The organism is Micromonospora sp. NPDC051006 (genome assembly GCF_044456245.1).
GTDB lineage: Bacteria > Actinomycetota > Actinomycetes > Mycobacteriales > Micromonosporaceae > Micromonospora.
On the sequence record NZ_JBITFP010000006.1, the window covers coordinates 1 to 19161 of the forward strand.

Below are 19161 nucleotides of genomic sequence, written 5' to 3' on the forward strand. Positions count from 1 at the left end.
GAGGCTGGCCCGCACATGGGGTGGCCGTACAGCGCCGTAGGGATGCAGAGGGCACTGGAGTCGGCGATCGGCTTGCCCAGCAGGTCGACCAGCGCATCGCGGATGCTCGGGTTCGTGACACCCGCGGACGTGAGAAGAAGCTTCACGCTTGCCTCCTGTACGTAGCGGTCATGACGCTCTCCCCGAGAGTCGGGAGATCGGATGCACGGGAATACAGACTGGCCACCATAACGAAACTCATCGCCGTTGCGACCCCTCAAGCTCCCCACACGCGCATCGGCACGTGCGTGCACGGGGATCGATCCGAGGCCTGCGCCGGACATCTACGGCGAGTGACGGGAGTTCCTGCATTCCGGCGCGCCCGCTCGGCGGCAAATCCGGATGCCGCCAGACCCGCTCGCCGCGGTGCTGAAGGTGCCATCCGTTGTTTCGGCTAGCCCGACCGCCAGTGAATGGGAGGTCCCAGTGGCAGTGCTGACTGATTCTGCGGAACTTCACGTCAGCATCGACTACCGACTGGTCGGGCTCGTCGATGATGCGTGTCATGGCGGTGCGAAGCCGCCGTCGCCACAGACCGTGGGCCATTGGATCGGGACGACGCCGGGCAACGTGTATCTGGAGAACATCGACGAGGAGGTCGTGCTGGGGGCTCAGATGCGATTGGAGACCTGGGACGGACCGGCGAAGTTCGACCCGAGCGGCTGGGACCGCAGCGACGTCATCGTGATGGACTTCCCATCAGGAATCCTGGGTGTGGATGAGCTCACTTACGGCGGTCTGGCTGATGTCTATCGCCTTCCCGAGGGCAGGCGGTGGAATACCCGACTGGCCTGGCGCGTGGAGGCTCCGGCCAAACCGGGTGAGCGGCCGTTCGCATCGATTCTTGTGCAGTTTTGGCCGGCTGAGCATGCATGACTCCGGTACGGAGGCGGGATCGATCCCGCCGCCGGCCCGCGTTGGTGATTGCGGCTAGCGGCGGTCAGGCCCGTATCGGTGATCCGAGTTGTCCGCGCCGGCCGGCGCGCTTTGTCAGCGGCATGACAGTACGTTCCGTTGTGGTCTGCGCGGCCGATGGGCCTCGCGTCTCGGGCCGGTGGTGCCGAGGTTGGGCGAGTTCCTACGTCGGTGTGGTGGGTCTTGGGCTGACGTTGGGGATCGATGGAAGTCGGCGCAGCGCCCGGATGGCTAGTACGGCGACCGGTACGCCCACCGCCAGGACGGCGATTGCCTGCACGGAAGCGATCGTGGCGAGGGTTGTGTGCTGTGCCTGGTCGCTGTAATCGAGCAGGGTTGCGGCTCGCAGAGTGAGCGTGGCTACGGCGAGCAGGGTGAGCGCCAGTGACCATGGCAGCGTGCGAGATGAACGATTGGTTACTCGACCGACCAGGTGTATCACCATGACAGCAGTAACCGCCGCGCAGGACAGGCCCGGCCAGTCCAGCAGCCTCAGCGCCGGTGTGGTCGCCTGGATGGTGAACAGCGGCACGGGGACGAGGAGGATGCCGACCGGCAGCGCGAGGAGCCAGGGGCGGCGCGGCACCGGTGGGGCGCCGTGGTGAAAGGCCGCCATGGCGATTAGCAAGACGACGTCGATCAGCAGCATGGCCCAGGGCGACACGGACAGCGGTACATCACCGGCTTGTTGCACGGCGGTGGTGATGACCGGAGGCACAACGGCGAGCAGGGCGACTGCCTGGGCTACGCGCCGGTGTCCGAGGACAAGCGCGATGTAGGCCGGTAACCAGGCGTAGCCGGCCAGGTCCCACGCGGTGTGCCAGATGCTCCCCGGCGGGGTGAGTGCCCATTCGGGTGCAGGAGCCGGCAACCAGGCGATCTTCCCGTAGAGCCACAGTGTGACGGCGATACTGGCGGTGACCATGACGGCGTGGGCCAGCATCGCCATCAGGGTCGCCAGTCGCACGCCCCGCCCCCAGGCGTACGAGCGGGGTGGCGCGTCAGCCCCGCCGAGACGCAACCGAACGGCGAGAGACACGATGCTGGTGACCTCCGACAGGCTCGGCCGGCCGTAGTCCGTGACATACGCGGTGGTCTCGGAGTCGCCGGTGTCCATGCTGTCCAGGAAGGCGGCGACCATGTCGTCTTCCCATTCCTGCCGGTAGGCGGCGGGCAGCAGCCGCAGAACGAAGCGGTAGCGCTCCTCCAGCCGGCTCACGACGGCGTCCCCGCGATCGGGTTCCGCCGCTCGCGCAACCGGGTCGAGGCGAGGCGCGCGTTGGCGGCCAGGCGTTGAGCCTCGGCGTCGAGGGCATGGCGGCCCCGCTCGGTCAACCGGTAGTACCGGCGTAACCGTCCTTGCCATGCCTCCTCGCGGTCCAGTTCGACCAGGCCATCACCGACGAGTCGGTCCAAGACCCCGTACAAGGAGCCGATCTTCAGCTGCACGCGGCCCCGCGACAGTTCCGCCACCTCCGCGACGATCCCGTAGCCGTGGCGCGGAGCGTCGAGCAGCGCGGTGAGGATGAAGAAGGCTGGTTCCGTCATCGCCCGAGAACTCATCCACCTAATATAGTGGAAGACAAGATATGCTGTGTGCCGGAAGCCGAGCTGGCGCCGGCGGGGTTCACCGGGCCCCGGCACGCGCGGAGCCCACGACAAGAAGGAGTGATGATGGGCGACGGTGACGCGGCGGACGCCGGAAACCTGGGCGGGCCGGATTTCGCTCCTGCGATTCCGGCGGTGGAGAGCAGCGTCGTCGGCGCCCCGCGCAGAAACGGGGCGGCCATCGTGCTGGGTCCCGGACACAGCGGTCAATTCGTCCGGACGTCGCAGACCGGCGCCGACGTCACCCTCGGTGACGAGCGCTTTGCGGCAGATCCGGATGTGCGCGGCGGCCAGTCCGGCGAGGCGACCAGTAGGATCCCGGACATGTCCGATCTTGCTGCGCGGTTCGCCCAGCTCGCTGGCGAGTACGACTCCCGAAAGAGAACGGCGACCGCGCTCGTCGGGCGCTGGGACTGGTACACCTGGCCGGGCCTTGATCTTCGTCCGATGCATTTCGAACGGGACCTGCTCAAGGCTGGCCGCCGGTTGGACGCCAGACCGCCGGTGGATCGGGCTGTTCTGCGCATCGGGTTCGACGCCGAGGGCCGCGCGGTGGTGGTCGAGGAGTACAGCGGCTTTCTTCACGGCCGTCTGTACTACGAGACGTTTGTCAGCCACGACGGCGACGTGGTCGAGGCGGCGCACTTCGATACGGACGGGCCCATTTACCTGCACGAGTACCGCTTCGTGGACGGGTTGATGCGCTCGGCCGACACGGTCGCGCGGGGCGGCTCGGGGCGGGAGTCGTACGCATACACCGATGGGCGGATCAGCCGCGTCGAGATCGAGCACGACGGACGGGCGCCTTCGGTGCTGACGGCGGAGCACGACGACCGCGGCCTGGTCCGCGTCGACGAGGTCATGGGCCGTCAGTCCGAGGTGCGCTATGAGCGGCCCCCGGCCGGATTCGACCTCGAAGCAGCGTGCCGGGCCATCGAGGACGCATTCCTCACGCTGATCCCGGACGCCGTAGCGCGCCTGGCGGTCGACGGCCCCGCCGCCTCCGTCGCGCTGAGCTACTACCGATCGAACGCGCTGTCCTTCGAGGTCCACGGGGCCACTGAGGACGAGCGCGCCGCCCTGGCGGCGATCGACGCCCAGGCAGCATGGTCGCCGGAGGACTTCAAGGCCAGTACCGACGTTGACCTCGACGACGCAGGATCGATGCGGCTGGTACGACAGGAGCTCGCCCTGCTCGACGCCGACGACCTCGATGCCGCCGCCGGATCCGAGGTGGGCCGGCGACTGTTGTGCGCGGTGGCGTCTCGGCTCAACCTCCGCGACTGGTCGGACACGCTCCCAGTCGCCGACGACTTCGTGGTGTACCCGGTCGACCTTGAGCTGGTCGACCTGGAGCGGAACCTGGCCGACTGCCTGCCGCCGGACCGGCTCGCCCGGCTACGCGAGCGCGGCCTGCTGTGACTGACCCCGGCCAGGCCCGACCTCCGCATCCGCAATCGGCATGAGAGTGCGCCCGGTTGGGGGCCGGTCCAGTCCGAGTTTGGCTTGTGGTCGGCGGTGGCGGCGTGACGTTGGCCGTCAGGAAACCCGGCCACGGTGAGGATGGGTTTTCGGCAGCATGGCGGTGTGAGCGACTTGCTGTGGGAGGACGTTCAGGTCTGGTTCGACCTTGACCTGAACGGGACGCTCCCGGATGTGCACGTGCCGGAGACAACCGTCGAGGATTGGCAGGCTCTTGTTGACCTCGTGCGGTCGGAAGGCTGGCAGCTTGCTTACCTGGTCGACGGGGATGCGTGCCCACTGCCCGCCGCGGTCGAGGACATGCTGAGTCTCCGTGAGGACGCCGGCGTCCAGTTGAATGTCTGGCCAGCACCCGGTGTTCTCGCGATCTTCCGGCTGTACGAGGCTGAGCGGATAGACTTCGATATCGACTTGCGTGAGCTGCAGGGACAACAGCAGTTGGATGTCTTCTGCCGATTCTTGACCACGATGGGCCGCAGGCTACGCAAGTCGGTCCTGATGACGCCCGAGGGCCTGGGAAACGAGCCGGTGCTCGGGTACGACGTGGAGGCCGACCGGGTTGTGCTCGTGACCGACGGTTGAGTCTCGGTTGCACGAGCCGTCTTCCGAGCAGCGAGCCCAGCGGGTTGGATGCCCAGGAGTGTGGAAACCGGCTTCGCGGTACGCCGCGCGGTTGTCGGCAGTGTGTGGGTGCGAAGACCGTAGGCTCCCGCTATGACGAGCCGCTTCCTCCGCCGTCGCTGGGATGAGTCACGAGGCGACGAATTCGACGGCTGGGGACCCTCGGTCTGGTACTTCGAGGTCGATGAAGACGGCTGGCCCGTGCGGCAGATCGAGGCGTACGACAACGGTCCGGTCCTCCGCTACGGGCCCGGCCATGAGGAAGACCAGCACGGAAGCCTGGGGCAGGCGAGCCTTGATGACGCGGACGAGGACTGGAGCCGCTACATGATTACGCGGAACGCGTTCGAGTGTGTCTGGGACGACTTCGCCGGCGAGTAGGAGTGGGTCTATCGGCACCACGGCCAACCACGGTGGCGAGCCCTTCGCGGCAGATCCGGATGCGCGCTCGGGTCTGGCTGACGTCAGACGACGGTGGCGGTCGCAGCCGACAGCAACCCGAGGTCAATGTTCAATGGGTTGCTGGTGCGTAGGGTGGCTTCCAAAAGAATGGTGGGCAACCAAGCTGGCCAGGCGCATGCTGAATCCCTCTCGTAGTAACCACCGTGCGCCGTCAAGTGCATGGAACCCTGTGTCAGATATGCGCGGTGAGTACCCGATGTCGTGAAGCCAAGCCGAGGCGGAAAGAATCTCCACGTCAACGTTCGGTAGGACCCCAAGGGCCTCTGCCTTCAGTCCCACCGCCCTTACATGACGCCAGCGTCGAGGCAGTGCCTCTCGCAGGAGGTCCTCGGCGATCGCAGCCGCTTGCTGTACTAAGACACTCATCTCTTGCATCGTACGGACATCGTGTCTTCCTGGCTACGGCCGAGAGCTCGGCCGCCCCTGTGCAGTTTTTTCCTTTTGCCCCCGTAAATCCAGGAGTCATGCACGCGTCTGAACATGCTGCTACTGTCCTACGTCACATGCCGGGTTGCGATTTGGAGAGCGAACCTAATGCCGAGCTTTAGCACTCACTTCGCTGGCCATCTAGTTCCCGGTCCAGACGTGATTGCACACGCCATGAAATCCGGTCTAATAGTCTTAGACACTAACGTTCTTTTGGGCGCATATCGTTTTGCCGCGAAGGCGCGAGAGGAATTGCTGTCCGCGCTTGAACAAGCAAGAGATCGCCTATGGATTCCCCATCAGGTTGCGCATGAATTCCACCGAAATCGCTTCTCTGTAATCGCCGAGCATGACGCGGCATACAAAGTTCTTTTGGATGCTCTTCAAGAACATCGCAAGACAATCGAAGGTGAGCTAGCGACTAAGATTCGCGAACTTTCCAATCGAGTGGCACTGGCGGACAAAGAACGCGAGCGCCTCCTCAGCATGGCGCATCAAGGTCTCAACCCCTTGCAGCGGGCGATTGACGCGCTTCGCGGGTCGCATGGACTAGCAGAGCCGACAAGCCATGATCCTGTACTGCACCGGCTCGAACGAATTTTCGAGGATCGCGTCGGCGAGCCTTATACCGACGAGGAGAAGGCGCGCGCCGCGGAGGAGGCTCAGCGGCGAGCAGACGAGAGCGTGCCACCTGGATACAAAGATGCCGGAAAGGCTGACAGCAGTGGTGACTACTTCGTCTGGTCGCAGACGCTTGGCGAGGCTGCCCGGAGAAGACCGAATTATCTCATTTTCGTGACGGGTGACACCAAGGAAGATTGGTACCTGCGAATCAAGGGCAAAACCATAATTGGAAGACCTGAGCTTACTGATGAATGCTCCGAAAAGACCGGAGCGCGGCTTGTTGTCATGCCAACCAAATCCTTCCTGCGATACGCACGCGAACACTTGAACGCAGATGTAAGTGTTGAGACGCTGCAGCAGGCGGCGAAGGTGTCGGCTCGACCTGAAGAGTTGGAATATCGGCGCCGACTCGAAGATCGCCTGATGAGGCTCGAAAGCGACCACATGATGGTGAGGGCGCAAGCCCGCGACGTTGCGGCGATGGTTCGCCGAGCTGAAACGCAAACCGAGCGGCTTCGCTCCAGCCTGCTCAAGTCGTCATCGGAGGAGGCCCAGAGTGTCGCCAGCAGCGAATACGCCGCTGCCCTCGGGGAACTTGAGCAGGCAGAGGAGCGGCTACGTGAATACAGAGATCGGGAGGTCATGCTTCGCGATCGCTTAAACGAGGTCGAATACCTGCGTTCCAAGGCACTGACGCAAGTGGAAGCAGCCGCGGCCCGGAAGCGGGCGAGAGTGAACCTCCCTGTGGTCGATGCAGAGTCAGATCTGTGAGAACTTTCTGTACGGGATCAAGGCGGCCCGCGGCGCGGGCCGCTCGCGCCGCCGAACCCGGGCCGGGCCAGAGTGCCCGCCGCCGCGCCTCTGGCCTTCGGCCGCCAGCGCGTCGGTTACAGCCCGCCGGCGGCGCGGGACACGACGAAGCCCCGGTCCACCATCCGGCAGATTCCGGGGCTTCAAGATTCTAGGGGCCCAGTCGTTAGCACCCCCCTTCGGTGTCCTGCGCACACTCTCCTCGGTCCTCTGGTCGCATGCTCACGCTCGCTAGTTGGATTCGGCAGCGGCCGCCACGGAGGGAAGCCATTCCAAGACGCGTGGGTCTGGTCCAGCAAATACGGACTTCTCTAGAGGTAGTGTCTCGAAGGCTTCCGATTCAACTAGGATGATGGTCATCGGCGGCGGCTTTTCACTCAGGTCGCTGAAGCCGTGTATCCCCCTCTGAATCTCAGAACGAACAACCTCAGAGAGTTTGGGAGGGCTGTTCGTCGGAATGACGAAGAACACGACAGGGCGGAACCGCCCTCTAAAGCTCTGGCGAGCGGCATACCGCGCCTCTTGCGCCCATTCTAGCGACTGCCGGACCTTGGGACGCGCGACCGAGGTGCCGTTTATTTGACTCACATCGACGGCTAGGTTCGGCATATCCTCGGTGTCCGAGGTAACCATGAAGTCGGCTCGATCTACCCCGAGCCTCACATTCCGCACGACATCGAGCTTCCCCGCATAGACGCGCTCAAGATAAAGCACTGCTTCTTCCTGGGCGCGGATGTAATTGAGCATCCCCCGGATCTCAAGCGAGCCAACGTTCGTGGCTACAGTCTTGAGCGCAGAGATGTTCGTGCGCGTGGTCGATGCGCGAGATCCATCATCCGGACGCTCTTCTTTCTCCGTCGGCGGCCTGGGTCTGGGCACTTCTGTCCTGTCGTCCTGGTCGGAAGAGGGGGGATCGGCTGCGGACTCCTTGATGGCCGCCTCCACAGCTTCCTCCTCGCCTTCCTTATTGTCTCGAATTAACGCCCGGATCTCGTGACGGGTCTTCTCATGCTCAAGCTTGACCTTCTCCAGTTCGGCCGATTCCCGATCGTTAAGCAGATCCTGGCGCTTCTTCCATATGACAGCGCCGACAACAATCAGAACAGTTCCAATCGCGAACAGGACAATAGAAACCGGGGGCCAGTAATTAATTATCCAGAGGGCTTGTTTCTGTTGGGCCTCTACCGCGTCCCGGGCGTTCGGGCTCAGGTCTGCCAGCTGCTTCTCCGTAACCATCACGGTCTTCTGTGAGCGCAGGAGCAGAATCGGAAGAGCCACGGCCGCCGCCAGTGACAGGCCACCAACGCTGACCAGGAACTTGTGAAAGTCACTGAACTGCAAGCTGGGAAGCACGACTCACCGTACCGCAATCTCCCAATTGGCGCGTGTCGGTTCGTGGCACGGCGGAGAGGTTCAGAGCAGGCAGGACACCCTCTTGAGCCGGCTTGCGTCTCAGCGCCAGAGGCCCCGCGAGGGCTCACCAAGTACACCCCCCGCAGTACAAGACCACTACCTCGAAGTAGCGCCGATCGCCAGGAAACTGCCTCCGGCGGGGCGCTCGGGCGATGGCGGTCCGGCGGATCAGCACGTGTTCGAGATCGCCCGCCTGGCTGTAAACCCTGCAGATGAGGCCACTGCCGTCGTGTTCGAACCGGCTGCGGCGGCGCCGTTCCGCTCGATCAGAGTGGCCGCGGGCATGGAGCTGCCTGTCTTCGTCACGATCACAATCCCGGACGTGGAGATGGCCCCCAGATCATCGCTGGTCCTCGATGATCTCGCGGTCAACTACGAGGTGCTCGGCCTGCCTCGTCACGAGCGGGTGCCGATGGGCTTCCGCCTGTCGGTTCACTCGGCGAACGGCTATCTCCCGCGCTGACCCCGGGCGGACGGAATTGACCTGGGGGTTCGGACACGACCGCAAACCGCTGGTCAGCTTGCACGAATCCCGCCCAGCCGTCCGCGTTGTCGAATCCTGTCGGCCCTCGCTGGCAGGCTGGCTGTACGAGTGGCTGTATGGCCAACGCGGTGACATTGATGAGGAGCGCCAGTGGTCCCGGAGGAAGCCTTGCTTGATCCCTCTCGGCTGTATCGGGCTGAGGACATCCGTGGGCGGGACTGCCCGATACCTGCGGCTCCCGGTGTCTACGCCTGGTACTTCACGTCGCCACCACCGCTGGTACCGGTCGCCGGATGCCACAAGCAGGACGGGGCGGTGCTGCTGTACGTGGGCATCTCACCGAAGGCTCCCCCGGGCAACGGGCGCCCTGCGAGCCGGCAGACGATCCGCCGCCGGATTCGCTACCACTACCGGGGCAACGCGGCCGGCTCGACCCTGCGCCTGACCCTCGGATCGCTCCTTGCCGGCGAGCTCGGAATCGGCCTGAGGCGGGTCGGTAGCGGCACCCGACTGACGTTCGGCCGAGAGGGTGAGAAGCAGCTCACCGCCTGGATGGCAGAGCACGCCCAAGTCGTGTGGGTCGCGACGGACCAGCCGTGGAAGCTTGAGGAGGAGCTGATCCGATCCTGCGTGCTCCCGCTCAACCTCGATCAGAACCGGCATGGCTCATTCCACGGCCAGCTCTCCGCGCTCCGCGCCGCACAACGGGCGCAAGCTCGGTTGCTTCCGGTGGAGCCATGACCAGTCTCTCGTGGGGCAGCTCGGGAGCTTTCACCCCCGCACGGGGCTCGATCGACACCGTCGAGAGTGGTGGCGGGTGGAGGAGAGATCAGTACCAGGTCACGGGCCAACTGCTCGGCCAACCGGTGATCGGGGTCCGTGCACTCGATCGCCCGCGCGCCCGGGCTCTCGATCGGCTCGCCTAGGGCCGGTATCAAAGTCGTCAAAAGGCACTCGCTGGCGCGGCGAGTGGGTGGTGGCTTCGTAGCGTCGGCGGGCTTTGTCGCGGCAGGTACCGTGCGCGAGTGGATATTCCGGTCGAGGACTCGTGGCGGCGGATCATCGCCTGGTTGGCGCGGCACGCGTCGGTGACTGCGGAGGCGATCCGCCCACCTGCGAGCGCTGTGGAGGTCCGCCGCACGGAAAAGGCTGTGGGTCGCCCGCTGCCGGCTGATCTGCTCGCGTGGTGGCGGCTGATGGATGGCATCGCCGACGCCGATTACCGGGCCGGGTGCCCAATCCCTTCGCACTACTACCCGTTGCCGGTAGCCGGAGTACGCGAACGTTTCGCCAGCCTCTCACGGTTCGCCGACCAGGACTGCTGCGGCGCGGACGGTGCACATGCCACCGTGGCCGGCGGGCGCTTGTTCGGGTTCTGTACCGCCACGGTCCCGATCTGTTGGGATCTAGCCGGTGATGTGCTCGTGGTCGACCTCCGCGACGGTGCGCGCCACGGCTGCATCATGTCGTGGTGGGCGGAGGAAGGCTACGTCGAGACGGACTGGGCTGGGGCGGCGGCCATGCTCGCTGACACCGCCGGCCGGCTCGACGACCCGACGCGAACTGAGATTGTCGAAGGTGGCTCGCTTCAGTGGACTTGAGAGCGTTTGTCAGAGCTGGTCACAAGCATTCGGTGATCGCGGCGAGGTAAACCGTGGCTTCGTACCGCACGGCGAGCTTGTCGAACCGGGTGGCGACGGCGCAGTAGCGAGGGATCGTGCACGAACGAGCATGCCGGTCGCGGCGAGTGCGCAGTAGATCGCTACCGCGGTGAGCAGCCACGGATAGCCGGTCATGTGAAGGAGCGCGGCGGCGGCCAGTGGTGCGGTGGCGCGGGAGATGGTGACAGGTAGGGCCGAGATTCCGGCGATGCGGGCGTATGCGGTAGTGCCGTACCGATCCTAGGAGGGTCGGGGCTTAGGGGCGGAGCCCCGAGGTCTTCAAGGCATTGTGTCCCGTTAGCGTGGCTGGCCGGCCCGGCCGATGCCGGCCGGAGGTCGCAAGCAGGCCAGAGGCGGGCCGGCGCGGCCCGCTTGCGGGCCGCCTTGATTCTGTATAGGGCAATTTCGGCAACCACCCTGCGACGCAGCGCGTCCCGTCACGGGACGTGCTTGACAATCGCGTCCCACCACATGCTTGACATGGTCGATATTCGGCTCTTGATCGCGTGTAGCATCGCCAAGTGGTTAACCCCTGGCCGCTCGCACTGTTCCTCCGGATCCTGCCGTGAAACGCCGGGTGGTGGCCGTCGTGGCCCTGGTCGCGATGTCGGCACCTCAAAGCGGCTGCATGACCCCGGGGTTGAGTTGCCCGGACCCGGAGGTGACGATTGACGGGTCGGTGCACGACCGAACCGCACCGATCGAGCGGGAGCTACAACCGCTGGGCCGGGTCCTAGATGTCCACTGGCTGGAGTGGACCGTCAGTGGCCGCTGCGACTTCAGCCTCGGCGATTTGATCCTGCTGCGGGAGGGCGTGGCCCGGGTTGCGCCAGCCGACGTCGCTAGACTGACCGTACTGAAGATGCCCGACGCCCAGATACTTCCCGGCGATCGCGCGCCGAACCCCCGGTTGTCGTCCTGGCTACCGTCCGCACCAGACTGGCGTACCGTCGCGGACCTGGATTGGCGCGAGGGTGAGGAGGGAGCGTTCGTGTCGGCCTCGTACTGGCTGGACCCGGCCAGCGGCGTCGTCTACTTCCGATCCGACGCCGACTACGACCCGGCAGCGACCCCCACCGCCTCACCCTCCTGACGCAGCCATCGGCGACCCACTCCCACAAGTGCAACAGCACGTCGCAGAGACCCGCCGCCCGAGAGGTTGGACCGAAACCTAGCTGAAAAGTCAAGCATGTGTTGAGACGGATTCGTCAAGCATGTGGTGGGACTAATGGGACCCAGCCCGCCCGTCGTGGTAGACGGGTTGGGTCCGAGCCGCCAGGGTTCGAGCAGTTGCGTGCAGAGAAGGGGTTGCCTCGTCCGCGCGTCGGTCGCGCGTTTGCGTTCGCTCAGTTGGTCATCCAACCCGAGTAGTCAGGCGTTGAGGCGGAACCGCGAGCCGCTGCCCCGCCACCAGCGGAAACTGCACCCCGACACCTAGTGCGTCCCTGATCAGCTAGCGCGTCCCGCCCGGTCGGGTAGGTCGTTTCGACGGTTCAGGTAGCCGGGTGGGCTGGCCGATCGCGCCCGGTCGGCCAGCCCATTCGGCGGGCGGACGCCGCCGACCACGAGCGCGAGCCCGACCAGCACGATCAGGGCGGCCAGCACCTCGCCGCCGGTCATCCGCTCGCGCAGGAACAGCCACGACGCGGTGAGCCCGAAGACGGGCACGAGCAGGCTGAACGGCGCGACCCGGGCGACCGAGTAGCGGCCGATGAGATGATTCCAGAGGCCGAACCCGACCAGGGTCGAGACGTAGGCGACGTACCCGACCGCGGCCAGGGCGCGCCAGGAGAGGCCGAGCAGCGAGTCGAGCACCACCTGCGGGCCGTCGACGACGGCCGCCAGGCCGAACAGCGGCAGCGGTGGCATCAGACTGGACCAGACGAGCAGGGAGATCGGCCGGGTTTCGCCGCTGGCTCGTACCACGATGTTCGCGACGGCCCAGCTCGCGGCGGCGAAGAGCGTGAACGCGAAGCCGATTGCAGTGGTGTGCCCACCGCCGGAGACCGCGAGCACACCGATGCCAGCCGAGCCGACCAGCACGCCGGCGATCTGCCGCGTGGCGGGGCGCTCCCGCAGCAGTAGCGCGGCGAGCACCACCGACGCCAGGGCCTGCGCCTGAAGCACCAGGGAGGCGAGGCCGGCGCCCATGCCCAGGGCCATCGCGCTGAACAGCATCCCGAACTTCAGCACCCCGAGGATCAGGCCGTAGGCGACGATGTAGCGCGCGCGGGCGGTCGGCCGGGGCACGAGGAACACCAGTGGTACGGCGACGACGACGAACCGCAGCGCGGTCAGAACCAGCGGCGGCAGCTCCCGCAGGCCGACGTCGACGACCACGAAGTTCACGCCCCAGATGGCGGCGACCAGGACCGCCTGGAGCCGGTGCGACATTCTCATGAGATCAACTCTGCGGGCCACCACCTGTTAGCACAAGTTCATGGTTCTTAAGCCTTCCTGTAGCCTCACTTCATGGATCTCGACGTACGACGGCTCCGCGTGCTGTACGAGGTGGCCCTGCGCGGCGGGATCACCGCTGCCGCGGCGGCCCTGCACGTCACCCCGTCCGCGGTCTCCCAGCAGCTCGGTCAGCTCGCTCGCGAGGCTGGCTGCGAGCTGGTCGAACGTTCGGGTCGAGGGGTCGTGCTCACCCCGGCCGGCTACGTGCTCGCCGAGCACGCAAAGCAGATCATCAGCGCGGTCGAGCAAGCCAGGGCGGGGCTCGCCGCGCTGCGGCGCGACGTCAGCGGCGCCGTACGAGTGGGCGCCTTCCCCTCGGCGGCCGGCGCCCTGGTCGCGCCGGCCGCCGCACGGGCGATCGCCCGGCATCCGGACCTGGACGTGCGCGTCTTCGAGGCAGAGGACCAGCAGAGCCGGCTCGACCTGCGCTCGGGCACGCTCGATGTGATCGTGCTTCAGGAGTACGACCACGTCCCGACGCCGCTCCCGCCCGACCTGGACCGACACCCGATCGCCAACGACCCGATGCATCTGATCACGCCGGCCCGGTGGGGCAGCCGGTCGGGCCGGCTCGGCGACCTGCGCGACGCGCGATGGGTGGCCAGCGCCGAGGGCACCCCGTGCCTGCGCTCCACACTGCACGCCTGCCGGCTGGCCGGATTCGAGCCGGACATCCGCCACCGGGCGATCGACTTCGCGCTGACGCTCGACCTCGTCGGCGCCGGGCTCGGCTCGGCCCTCGTGCCGGAGATGGCGCTGCGCGAGGTGCCGCCAACCGTGCACGTCGAGCCGCTCACCGAACCGGTGACCGAGCGGCGGATCTTCGCGGTGACCCGGAGCCGGGGCACGGGACCGCTGCGCCCGGCGATAGAGGCGTTCCTCGCCGAACTCACCGCGTCCGCCTCGGCGCCGGCAACGTGTTCACTCTGACCAGGAAAGGCGACGACCCCGCGGGGGAGCCGGGTATGGCTTATCAACGGCCGTGGTTCGCTGTTACGGGACGTGGCTGAGTGCAGGGGCGACGCCTTCCGACGATGGCTCGGCTTTCGGTTCGCGTCGCTCTTGCTGCCTCTTTGCTGCCCGAAGGCAAGCAGTCCGCAGGGCGATAGCCTCGCCCACATGTCTGAGCCCATCACCGAGACCCAACGAACATACGATGCCATCTCGACGACCTACGCCCGGGCCAACTCGACCATTGACCGAGCGTCATCGGATCCGGTGATAAGTCGGTAGCCGAACGGCAGGCGCTGCTCGCCCCGCCGCAGCGCCGGTTGTGGTCCGGTCGGCGTTGGTACCCGGAGCCCGACTCCGTGCTCCCGTGCCGCCACCCTGGTCACCCCGGCCGCGGCTGTCGGGCACCGTCGCCCGGTGCGGCAGGACACCGCGAGGACGTAGCAGAGCCCCTGTCCCCGCAGGTGAGCGCGGAGTGCGCACGAACCGGGGTATTGACCAGCCGGTGGTCTGCTCGATCCGGGCGCTGATGGCTGCAGCGAACATCGAGGGGTACCCCATCATGGGCTCACCTCGTGGAGAATGCGGCGGGTGCGACTTGATCTGGACAGCATCGACTGGGCGTCGTTGACGCACGCGTACGGAAGTGCCGAGGACGTGCCTGGCCTCATTCGTGATCTGCGGTCATCCGACGCCGAGGTCCGTAGCGCGGCAATGTACGAGCTTTACGGCAACATTTACCACCAGGGGACCCGGTACGAGGCCAGCGCATACGCGGTCCCGTTCCTGCTGGAGTTGCTGGCCGACCCCGCCACACCCGCCCGGCACGAAGTCATTCAGCTGCTCTCCTGCCTCGCTGTCGGTTACACGCCTTACGACATACCCGCCAGCGGCTTCCCCATCGCCGAAATCCGCAACGACGTGGCCCACGTCCCCGAGGAGACCTGGCGCCGCTGGTCGCAAGCGATGAAGGATTGGTACGAGGTCGTTAGTACCGGGCAGAGGCAGCCGCTTCCGCTCACTAAGCCCGAGCGGCGCCTGTTCGAGACCCGGCACGCGCTCGCCGCGTACGACGCCGTCCGGGCCGGCGTCCCGCTGCTGTTGACATGCCTGGCCGACTCAGACGCCGAAGTGGTCGGGGAGGCGATCCACGCCTTGGCCTGGTTTTCGGAGGAGATGACGTCGATCCGCCCCCGCCTGCTCGAAATCGCCTCCGACGACCAGCGCCCGGCGCAGATAGTGGGAGCGGCGCTGATCTCGTTAGGACTGGTCGGCGGTGCGTTGACGCAGCCTGTAGCGGACCTGCTCGACAGAAACCTTGCAGGCACAGATCCCGACTTGAGGTGGGCGGCTGCTGTGGCGTGGGCGCAGCTGGCCGGTGAAGAGGTGCCGGACTCGGCAATAGCCGAGCTACGCGGATGGGCGGCCATTCGCCAACAGAAAACCGGGCAGACAATCTGGTTTGCCAGCCCCAGCGACGTGGCACTCGAAGTGCTCGACGCCTTCGCCGCGCCGGTGGCCGAGGAGGTGCGGTCGGACCTCGTCGCGGCGGTGCTCGCCGAGCAACCCACGTCGAACTGGCACAACCATTTCAACGTGGTGCTGGGGTGCGCGTTTCCGCAGATGGAATCGGATCACGGCCGCGGCTTCGAGGAACTGACGGCGGCGCAGCGGGCGGTGGTCGCCTGGCTCATCGACAACCCGCATGTGTTCGGCTCTTCGGGGCCTCAAGGCCCGCTCCGCCAGCACGGCCTGCCGACGACTCACGAGGCGCTCCGCGCTTACGCCGGCCTGAACGGTTAACAAGCACAGCGGGTTGGCCCGACAGCGGATGTCAGGATGGTCGTGGTGGTCGGTGACGCCGGCGCTGAGCGCGACGACGCAGTTGGGGAAGACCGACAGCCATTCCTCGCCGGACGCGTCGTAGTCGCCTCCTCGTCCCGCAGCACGATCATGCGCCGAATGACGAGCACCTCGGTCTCCAGGCGAGTCAGGCGTCGGGGCATCAGGTGTCCTCACCGGCGGTGACGGTGCTCGCCCCGTCGTCGGGGCGGGCACGGTCGTCAGCGCGTCACTGCATCGATTGGGTGCCAGGGACGAGTCCGTCATGGGCACCCAATCGACGTACCGGTTGCCGGTGAACGGATCCTCGTTCACCCTCCCACCGGCGGCCCCACCGTCGCTGGGTAGTCGCCCGGGCAGGTGACGCCTAGACTCCCGGTGTCTCGGAGCTCGGCAGATGGGAAGTTTCCGTGCGTCGCTGGACGGCCGTCCTACCCCTGATCGTGCTGCTCGCCGGGTGCGGTGGCGGCGAACAGGTGCACCCGCAAGCTCCAGCGCCGGTTTGGCAGAGCGCCGCGCCGACCACCCCGGCCGCGCTGACGCTTGCTGAGGCGAAGAGCCGCTACCCGGCGATCGTTGCGCCGTACAACACCGCGTTGGAAGAGCTGGAGGACGCGGTCAACGCCGGGAAGCCATGGCGGACGGTCCGTACGCTGGCCGCCGACGTGGCCCGGACGAACGCGGCGCACGCGGTCGAGTTGCGCGAGACGGTCTGGCCGGCAAAGGTCCGAGCGCCGATTGCCGCACTCCTCAAAGAGAACGACGTCGCGTTACGGCATTGGCGGCGAGCCGGCGAGGCGACGGACGCCGACGCGCTGATGCGGGAGATCCGCGCAGCAGCGGCGCACAGCGGAGCCAAGGAGGCCGGCAGAGTCCGCACCGCGCTCGGGCTGCCCGCCTACCGGGAAGGCTGACCGCCTGCTGACCGCCGATCGAGTCCGTTGCTCGGGCGTCACGCCTAGCCCGGCCGCCGAAAGATCCTCGTCCTGATCATCGCGCTGGGCGAGACGATGCTGGCCACGGGCAGGCGGGCACGGCTCACCAGCGGGAATTGAACCGCACGTCGCGGTGTACGGCGTCGGGCGCGGCGAACGCGAGCAGGCGCTCGCCCTCCTCGGTCAGGTCGTGCACGTCGCGGGTGGGGATCTGGAACAGCGGCCGCACGACCAGCGTCGCCGCGCCCTTCCGCCGGGTGATCTTCCAGATGGCCTGGACGAACCCGTCGACCAACACCGTCCCGGGGATGATGCCGGGCACGCCGAACACGTCGCGGCGGTCCCGGTCGTCCATGATCCGTCTGGTGTCGTCGTGGGAGACCACGATCGCGTCGAAGTCGGCGACGTAGCGCACCGGCGCCGGAGTGTCCGGGTGCGGCAGCGGGGCGTCGGGCAGGTCGAGCAGCTCGGTGCCATCCTCGTCGCGGTAGGCGACCAGCCGGTCCCCGAGCCGGTCGGTCACCTCGCGCAGCCCGCTGAGCCCCGACCAGGCCTGCACGTCCTGCACCGTCGCGGGGCCGAACGCCGCCAGATACCGCAGCACCAGGTCGCCCAGAGTGGTCCCCGGGGCGCCGCCGGCGCCCAGCCACTGCTCGGCGCTGGTGTACGCGGGCTGCCCGACCGCGCCCCACAGCCCGTGCGGCGGCACCTGCACCAGCGGCACGCCCGCGCGCACCGCCGCGCCGAGCGCAGCGGGCTCGGCGTCGGGCCAGCGTGCGCTGAGTTCCGCGCCGAGCTCCTTGATGGTGCGCGGCCGCTCCTCGACAAGGGCCCGTCCCGCGGCGGCGACCCGGCCCGGATCGGCTCCGCGCAGCCGCTCGCGCCCCGACGGGCCCAGGTGGCGGTCCTGCACGGCCAGCAGAAGCGGCCGGATGTCCGTGGCGTCGCGGGCGCTGACCAGGTGCGGCGTGGCCCGCATCAGCGCGGTGCGCACAGCTGCGCGGGAGGTGAGCAGTGCCGACAGGTCCTCGATCTGGAACCGCTGCAGCCGCGTCCACAGCCCGAGGTAGGGCGGGTTCGGCGCCTGGGCGGGTAGGCCCATGAGATGCTCGATCGCCTCCAGCGGGCCCAGCGGCGAGCGCTCCAGCAGCAGCTGCCGCGCGAGCAGGGCACGATTGAGATGGCGGCGGGTCAGCATAGGTGGATCATTTCACGGGGGGCGTCGCCTGACGGCGGTACGTGCACCGGGCGGTCGACCAGGACGGGCAGGTCATCGACGTGCTCGTGTCGGCCCCCCGCGACACCGCGGTGCCTGTCGGTTTGTCCGCCCGGCCGACTCCCGGCCCATAGCCTGGCTTCATGACGGAATCGGACGGGCAGTCGCAGAGCGTCCGCACGGTGATCGTGGCCGGTTCCGTCAACGTCGCTGTCGCCGTGGCCAAGGTGGTTGCGGGCCTGCTCTCGGGTTCGGCGGCCATGCTGTCGGAAGCCGCCCATTCCTTCGCCGACACCACGACCGAGGTGCTGCTGTTCGTGGCACTGCGTCGTGGCGGCCGCCGGGCCGACCCCACGCGCCCCTTCGGCTACGGCCGGGAGAGCTACATCTGGGCCCTCCTCGCCGCGGTCTTCACCTTCGTCAGCGGCGCCGGCTTCTCCATCACCCACGGCGTACACGTCATCGCATCGGCCGAGGAGACTGGAGATTACAACGTCTCGTACGCGGTGCTGGTCGTCTCCTTCGTCCTGGAGTCGATATCTCTGACGCGGACGGTGCGGCAGGTACGGCGCCGGGCCAAGCGCTGGGGCATCAGTTCAGCTAGGGTCCTGCGGCGCACGCCCAACACCGCCATCAAGGCGGTGTTCCTGGAGGACATCGCCGCCCTGATCGGCCTGGGGTTGGCCGGTGCAGGCCTGGGGCTCGCCGAGCTGACCGGTGACCCGGTTTGGGATGGCATCGCATCAATCGCCATCGGTGTACTGCTCCTCGTGGTGGCCACCATTCTGGCCCGCAACAACCTCGCCCTGCTCGTCGGCCGGCCAGCGAGGGAGCCAGTTCAGGACGAGATTCGCCGGGAATTGGCCGCACTACCAAACGTGCATCGCATCGTGGAGCTGCTGACCCTGCAACTCGGTCCCGACGACATTCTCGTTGTCGCGAAGGTCGACTTTGCCGACCAAGTCAGGGCCGGCGACATCGAGGACCTGGCCGACGAGGCCAGACGACGGCTCACCGCGCGTAACCCGGCGATCCGGTTCGTCTTCCTCAACCCGACGGGCGCCGGCTCCTCATCCGCAGGCAGTTGATGACGGCTGGGCAGTCGGCGTTCTGCGCGCTGTGCCAGCGTCGTCGAGCAGCCGCCGCGCTGCGGGGTCGATGTTGTACCGCCACGGTGGGAACACCGCGAACATGCCCCGTCTCTTCGCCGCC

Annotated in this window: 19 protein-coding genes and 1 pseudogene; 13 read left to right on the forward strand and 7 right to left on the reverse strand. The window is 67.0% G+C overall.

What is annotated here, in order from left to right:
• Positions 1-146: pseudogene (locus ACIBBA_RS12385) on the reverse strand (peptidase E); the annotation flags it as partial.
• Positions 147-465: 319 nt separating this feature from the next.
• On the opposite strand from ACIBBA_RS12385, the gene ACIBBA_RS12390 reads away from it, so the two are divergent.
• A complete protein-coding gene (locus ACIBBA_RS12390) occupies positions 466-915 on the forward strand; it encodes a hypothetical protein (RefSeq protein ID WP_396696522.1) in 450 nt (149 codons plus the stop codon).
• A 202-nt stretch (positions 916-1117) separates the two neighbouring features.
• On the opposite strand, the gene ACIBBA_RS12395 is transcribed toward ACIBBA_RS12390, so the two are convergent.
• Positions 1118-2173: a hypothetical protein gene (locus tag ACIBBA_RS12395; RefSeq protein ID WP_396696524.1), complete on the reverse strand. Its 1056-nt coding sequence runs from the start codon at positions 2171-2173 to the stop codon at positions 1118-1120.
• Entirely contained in the window at positions 2170-2517 is a 348-nt protein-coding gene (locus ACIBBA_RS12400; RefSeq protein WP_355424958.1) for a PadR family transcriptional regulator, read from the reverse strand. Before ACIBBA_RS12400 ends, ACIBBA_RS12395 begins: the two co-directional genes overlap by 4 nt.
• Positions 2518-2628: 111 nt before the next feature.
• Between ACIBBA_RS12400 and ACIBBA_RS12405 the strand changes: the two genes are divergently transcribed.
• The 3 genes from ACIBBA_RS12405 to ACIBBA_RS12415 all read left to right on the forward strand — a co-directional run bounded on the left by ACIBBA_RS12405 (position 2629) and on the right by ACIBBA_RS12415 (position 5046).
• A complete protein-coding gene (locus ACIBBA_RS12405) occupies positions 2629-3984 on the forward strand; it encodes a hypothetical protein (RefSeq protein ID WP_396696526.1) in 1356 nt (451 codons plus the stop codon).
• A 165-nt stretch (positions 3985-4149) separates the two neighbouring features.
• Positions 4150-4626 (forward strand): hypothetical protein, encoded by a 477-nt coding sequence (locus tag ACIBBA_RS12410; protein WP_396696528.1) that lies wholly within the window; start codon positions 4150-4152, stop codon positions 4624-4626.
• A gap of 132 nt (positions 4627-4758) precedes the next feature.
• Entirely contained in the window at positions 4759-5046 is a 288-nt protein-coding gene (locus ACIBBA_RS12415; RefSeq protein ID WP_396696530.1) for a DUF6881 domain-containing protein, read from the forward strand.
• Between the two features lie 123 nt (positions 5047-5169).
• Here ACIBBA_RS12415 and ACIBBA_RS12420 read toward each other — a convergent pair whose 3' ends face one another.
• Positions 5170-5502, reverse strand: coding sequence for an HD domain-containing protein (locus tag ACIBBA_RS12420; RefSeq protein WP_396696532.1), 333 nt, complete (start codon positions 5500-5502; stop codon positions 5170-5172).
• A 210-nt stretch (positions 5503-5712) separates the two neighbouring features.
• On the opposite strand from ACIBBA_RS12420, the gene ACIBBA_RS12425 reads away from it, so the two are divergent.
• On the forward strand, positions 5713-6948 hold the full coding sequence (locus tag ACIBBA_RS12425) for a PIN domain-containing protein (RefSeq protein ID WP_396696534.1): 1236 nt from the start codon (positions 5713-5715) through the stop codon (positions 6946-6948).
• Between the two features lie 270 nt (positions 6949-7218).
• Here ACIBBA_RS12425 and ACIBBA_RS12430 read toward each other — a convergent pair whose 3' ends face one another.
• Positions 7219-8328, reverse strand: a complete 1110-nt coding sequence (locus ACIBBA_RS12430) for a hypothetical protein (RefSeq protein ID WP_396696536.1) — start codon at positions 8326-8328, stop codon at positions 7219-7221.
• 247 nt (positions 8329-8575) lie between these two features.
• Between ACIBBA_RS12430 and ACIBBA_RS12435 the strand changes: the two genes are divergently transcribed.
• From ACIBBA_RS12435 to ACIBBA_RS12450, 4 genes are all read left to right on the forward strand, one after another.
• Positions 8576-8863 (forward strand): hypothetical protein, encoded by a 288-nt coding sequence (locus tag ACIBBA_RS12435; RefSeq protein WP_396696538.1) that lies wholly within the window; start codon positions 8576-8578, stop codon positions 8861-8863.
• Positions 8864-9034: 171 nt separating this feature from the next.
• Positions 9035-9625 carry a GIY-YIG nuclease family protein gene (locus ACIBBA_RS12440; protein ID WP_396696540.1) on the forward strand — a complete coding sequence of 197 codons (591 nt, stop codon included), beginning with the start codon at positions 9035-9037 and terminating at the stop codon, positions 9623-9625.
• Between the two features lie 284 nt (positions 9626-9909).
• Positions 9910-10485 (forward strand): SMI1/KNR4 family protein, encoded by a 576-nt coding sequence (locus ACIBBA_RS12445; protein WP_396696542.1) that lies wholly within the window; start codon positions 9910-9912, stop codon positions 10483-10485.
• A gap of 625 nt (positions 10486-11110) precedes the next feature.
• On the forward strand, positions 11111-11638 hold the full coding sequence (locus ACIBBA_RS12450; protein ID WP_396696544.1) for a hypothetical protein: 528 nt from the start codon (positions 11111-11113) through the stop codon (positions 11636-11638).
• A 356-nt stretch (positions 11639-11994) separates the two neighbouring features.
• Here the strand turns inward: ACIBBA_RS12450 and ACIBBA_RS12455 are convergent, their stop codons facing one another.
• The gene (locus tag ACIBBA_RS12455) at positions 11995-12945 is read right to left on the reverse strand and encodes an EamA family transporter (protein ID WP_396696546.1); all 951 of its coding nucleotides are present in this window, start codon (positions 12943-12945) and stop codon (positions 11995-11997) included.
• A gap of 72 nt (positions 12946-13017) precedes the next feature.
• On the opposite strand from ACIBBA_RS12455, the gene ACIBBA_RS12460 reads away from it, so the two are divergent.
• From ACIBBA_RS12460 to ACIBBA_RS12470, 3 genes are all read left to right on the forward strand, one after another.
• Positions 13018-13935, forward strand: coding sequence for a LysR family transcriptional regulator (locus tag ACIBBA_RS12460; RefSeq protein ID WP_396696548.1), 918 nt, complete (start codon positions 13018-13020; stop codon positions 13933-13935).
• Between the two features lie 612 nt (positions 13936-14547).
• Positions 14548-15759 carry a hypothetical protein gene (locus ACIBBA_RS12465; RefSeq protein WP_396696550.1) on the forward strand — a complete coding sequence of 404 codons (1212 nt, stop codon included), beginning with the start codon at positions 14548-14550 and terminating at the stop codon, positions 15757-15759.
• A gap of 449 nt (positions 15760-16208) precedes the next feature.
• Positions 16209-16712, forward strand: a complete 504-nt coding sequence (locus tag ACIBBA_RS12470) for a hypothetical protein (protein WP_396696552.1) — start codon at positions 16209-16211, stop codon at positions 16710-16712.
• 124 nt (positions 16713-16836) lie between these two features.
• Here ACIBBA_RS12470 and ACIBBA_RS12475 read toward each other — a convergent pair whose 3' ends face one another.
• A complete protein-coding gene (locus ACIBBA_RS12475) occupies positions 16837-17931 on the reverse strand; it encodes a winged helix DNA-binding domain-containing protein (RefSeq protein WP_396696554.1) in 1095 nt (364 codons plus the stop codon).
• Between the two features lie 161 nt (positions 17932-18092).
• Between ACIBBA_RS12475 and ACIBBA_RS12480 the strand changes: the two genes are divergently transcribed.
• A complete protein-coding gene (locus ACIBBA_RS12480; protein WP_396696556.1) occupies positions 18093-19037 on the forward strand; it encodes a cation diffusion facilitator family transporter in 945 nt (314 codons plus the stop codon).
• Positions 19038-19161 lie beyond the last annotated feature (124 nt).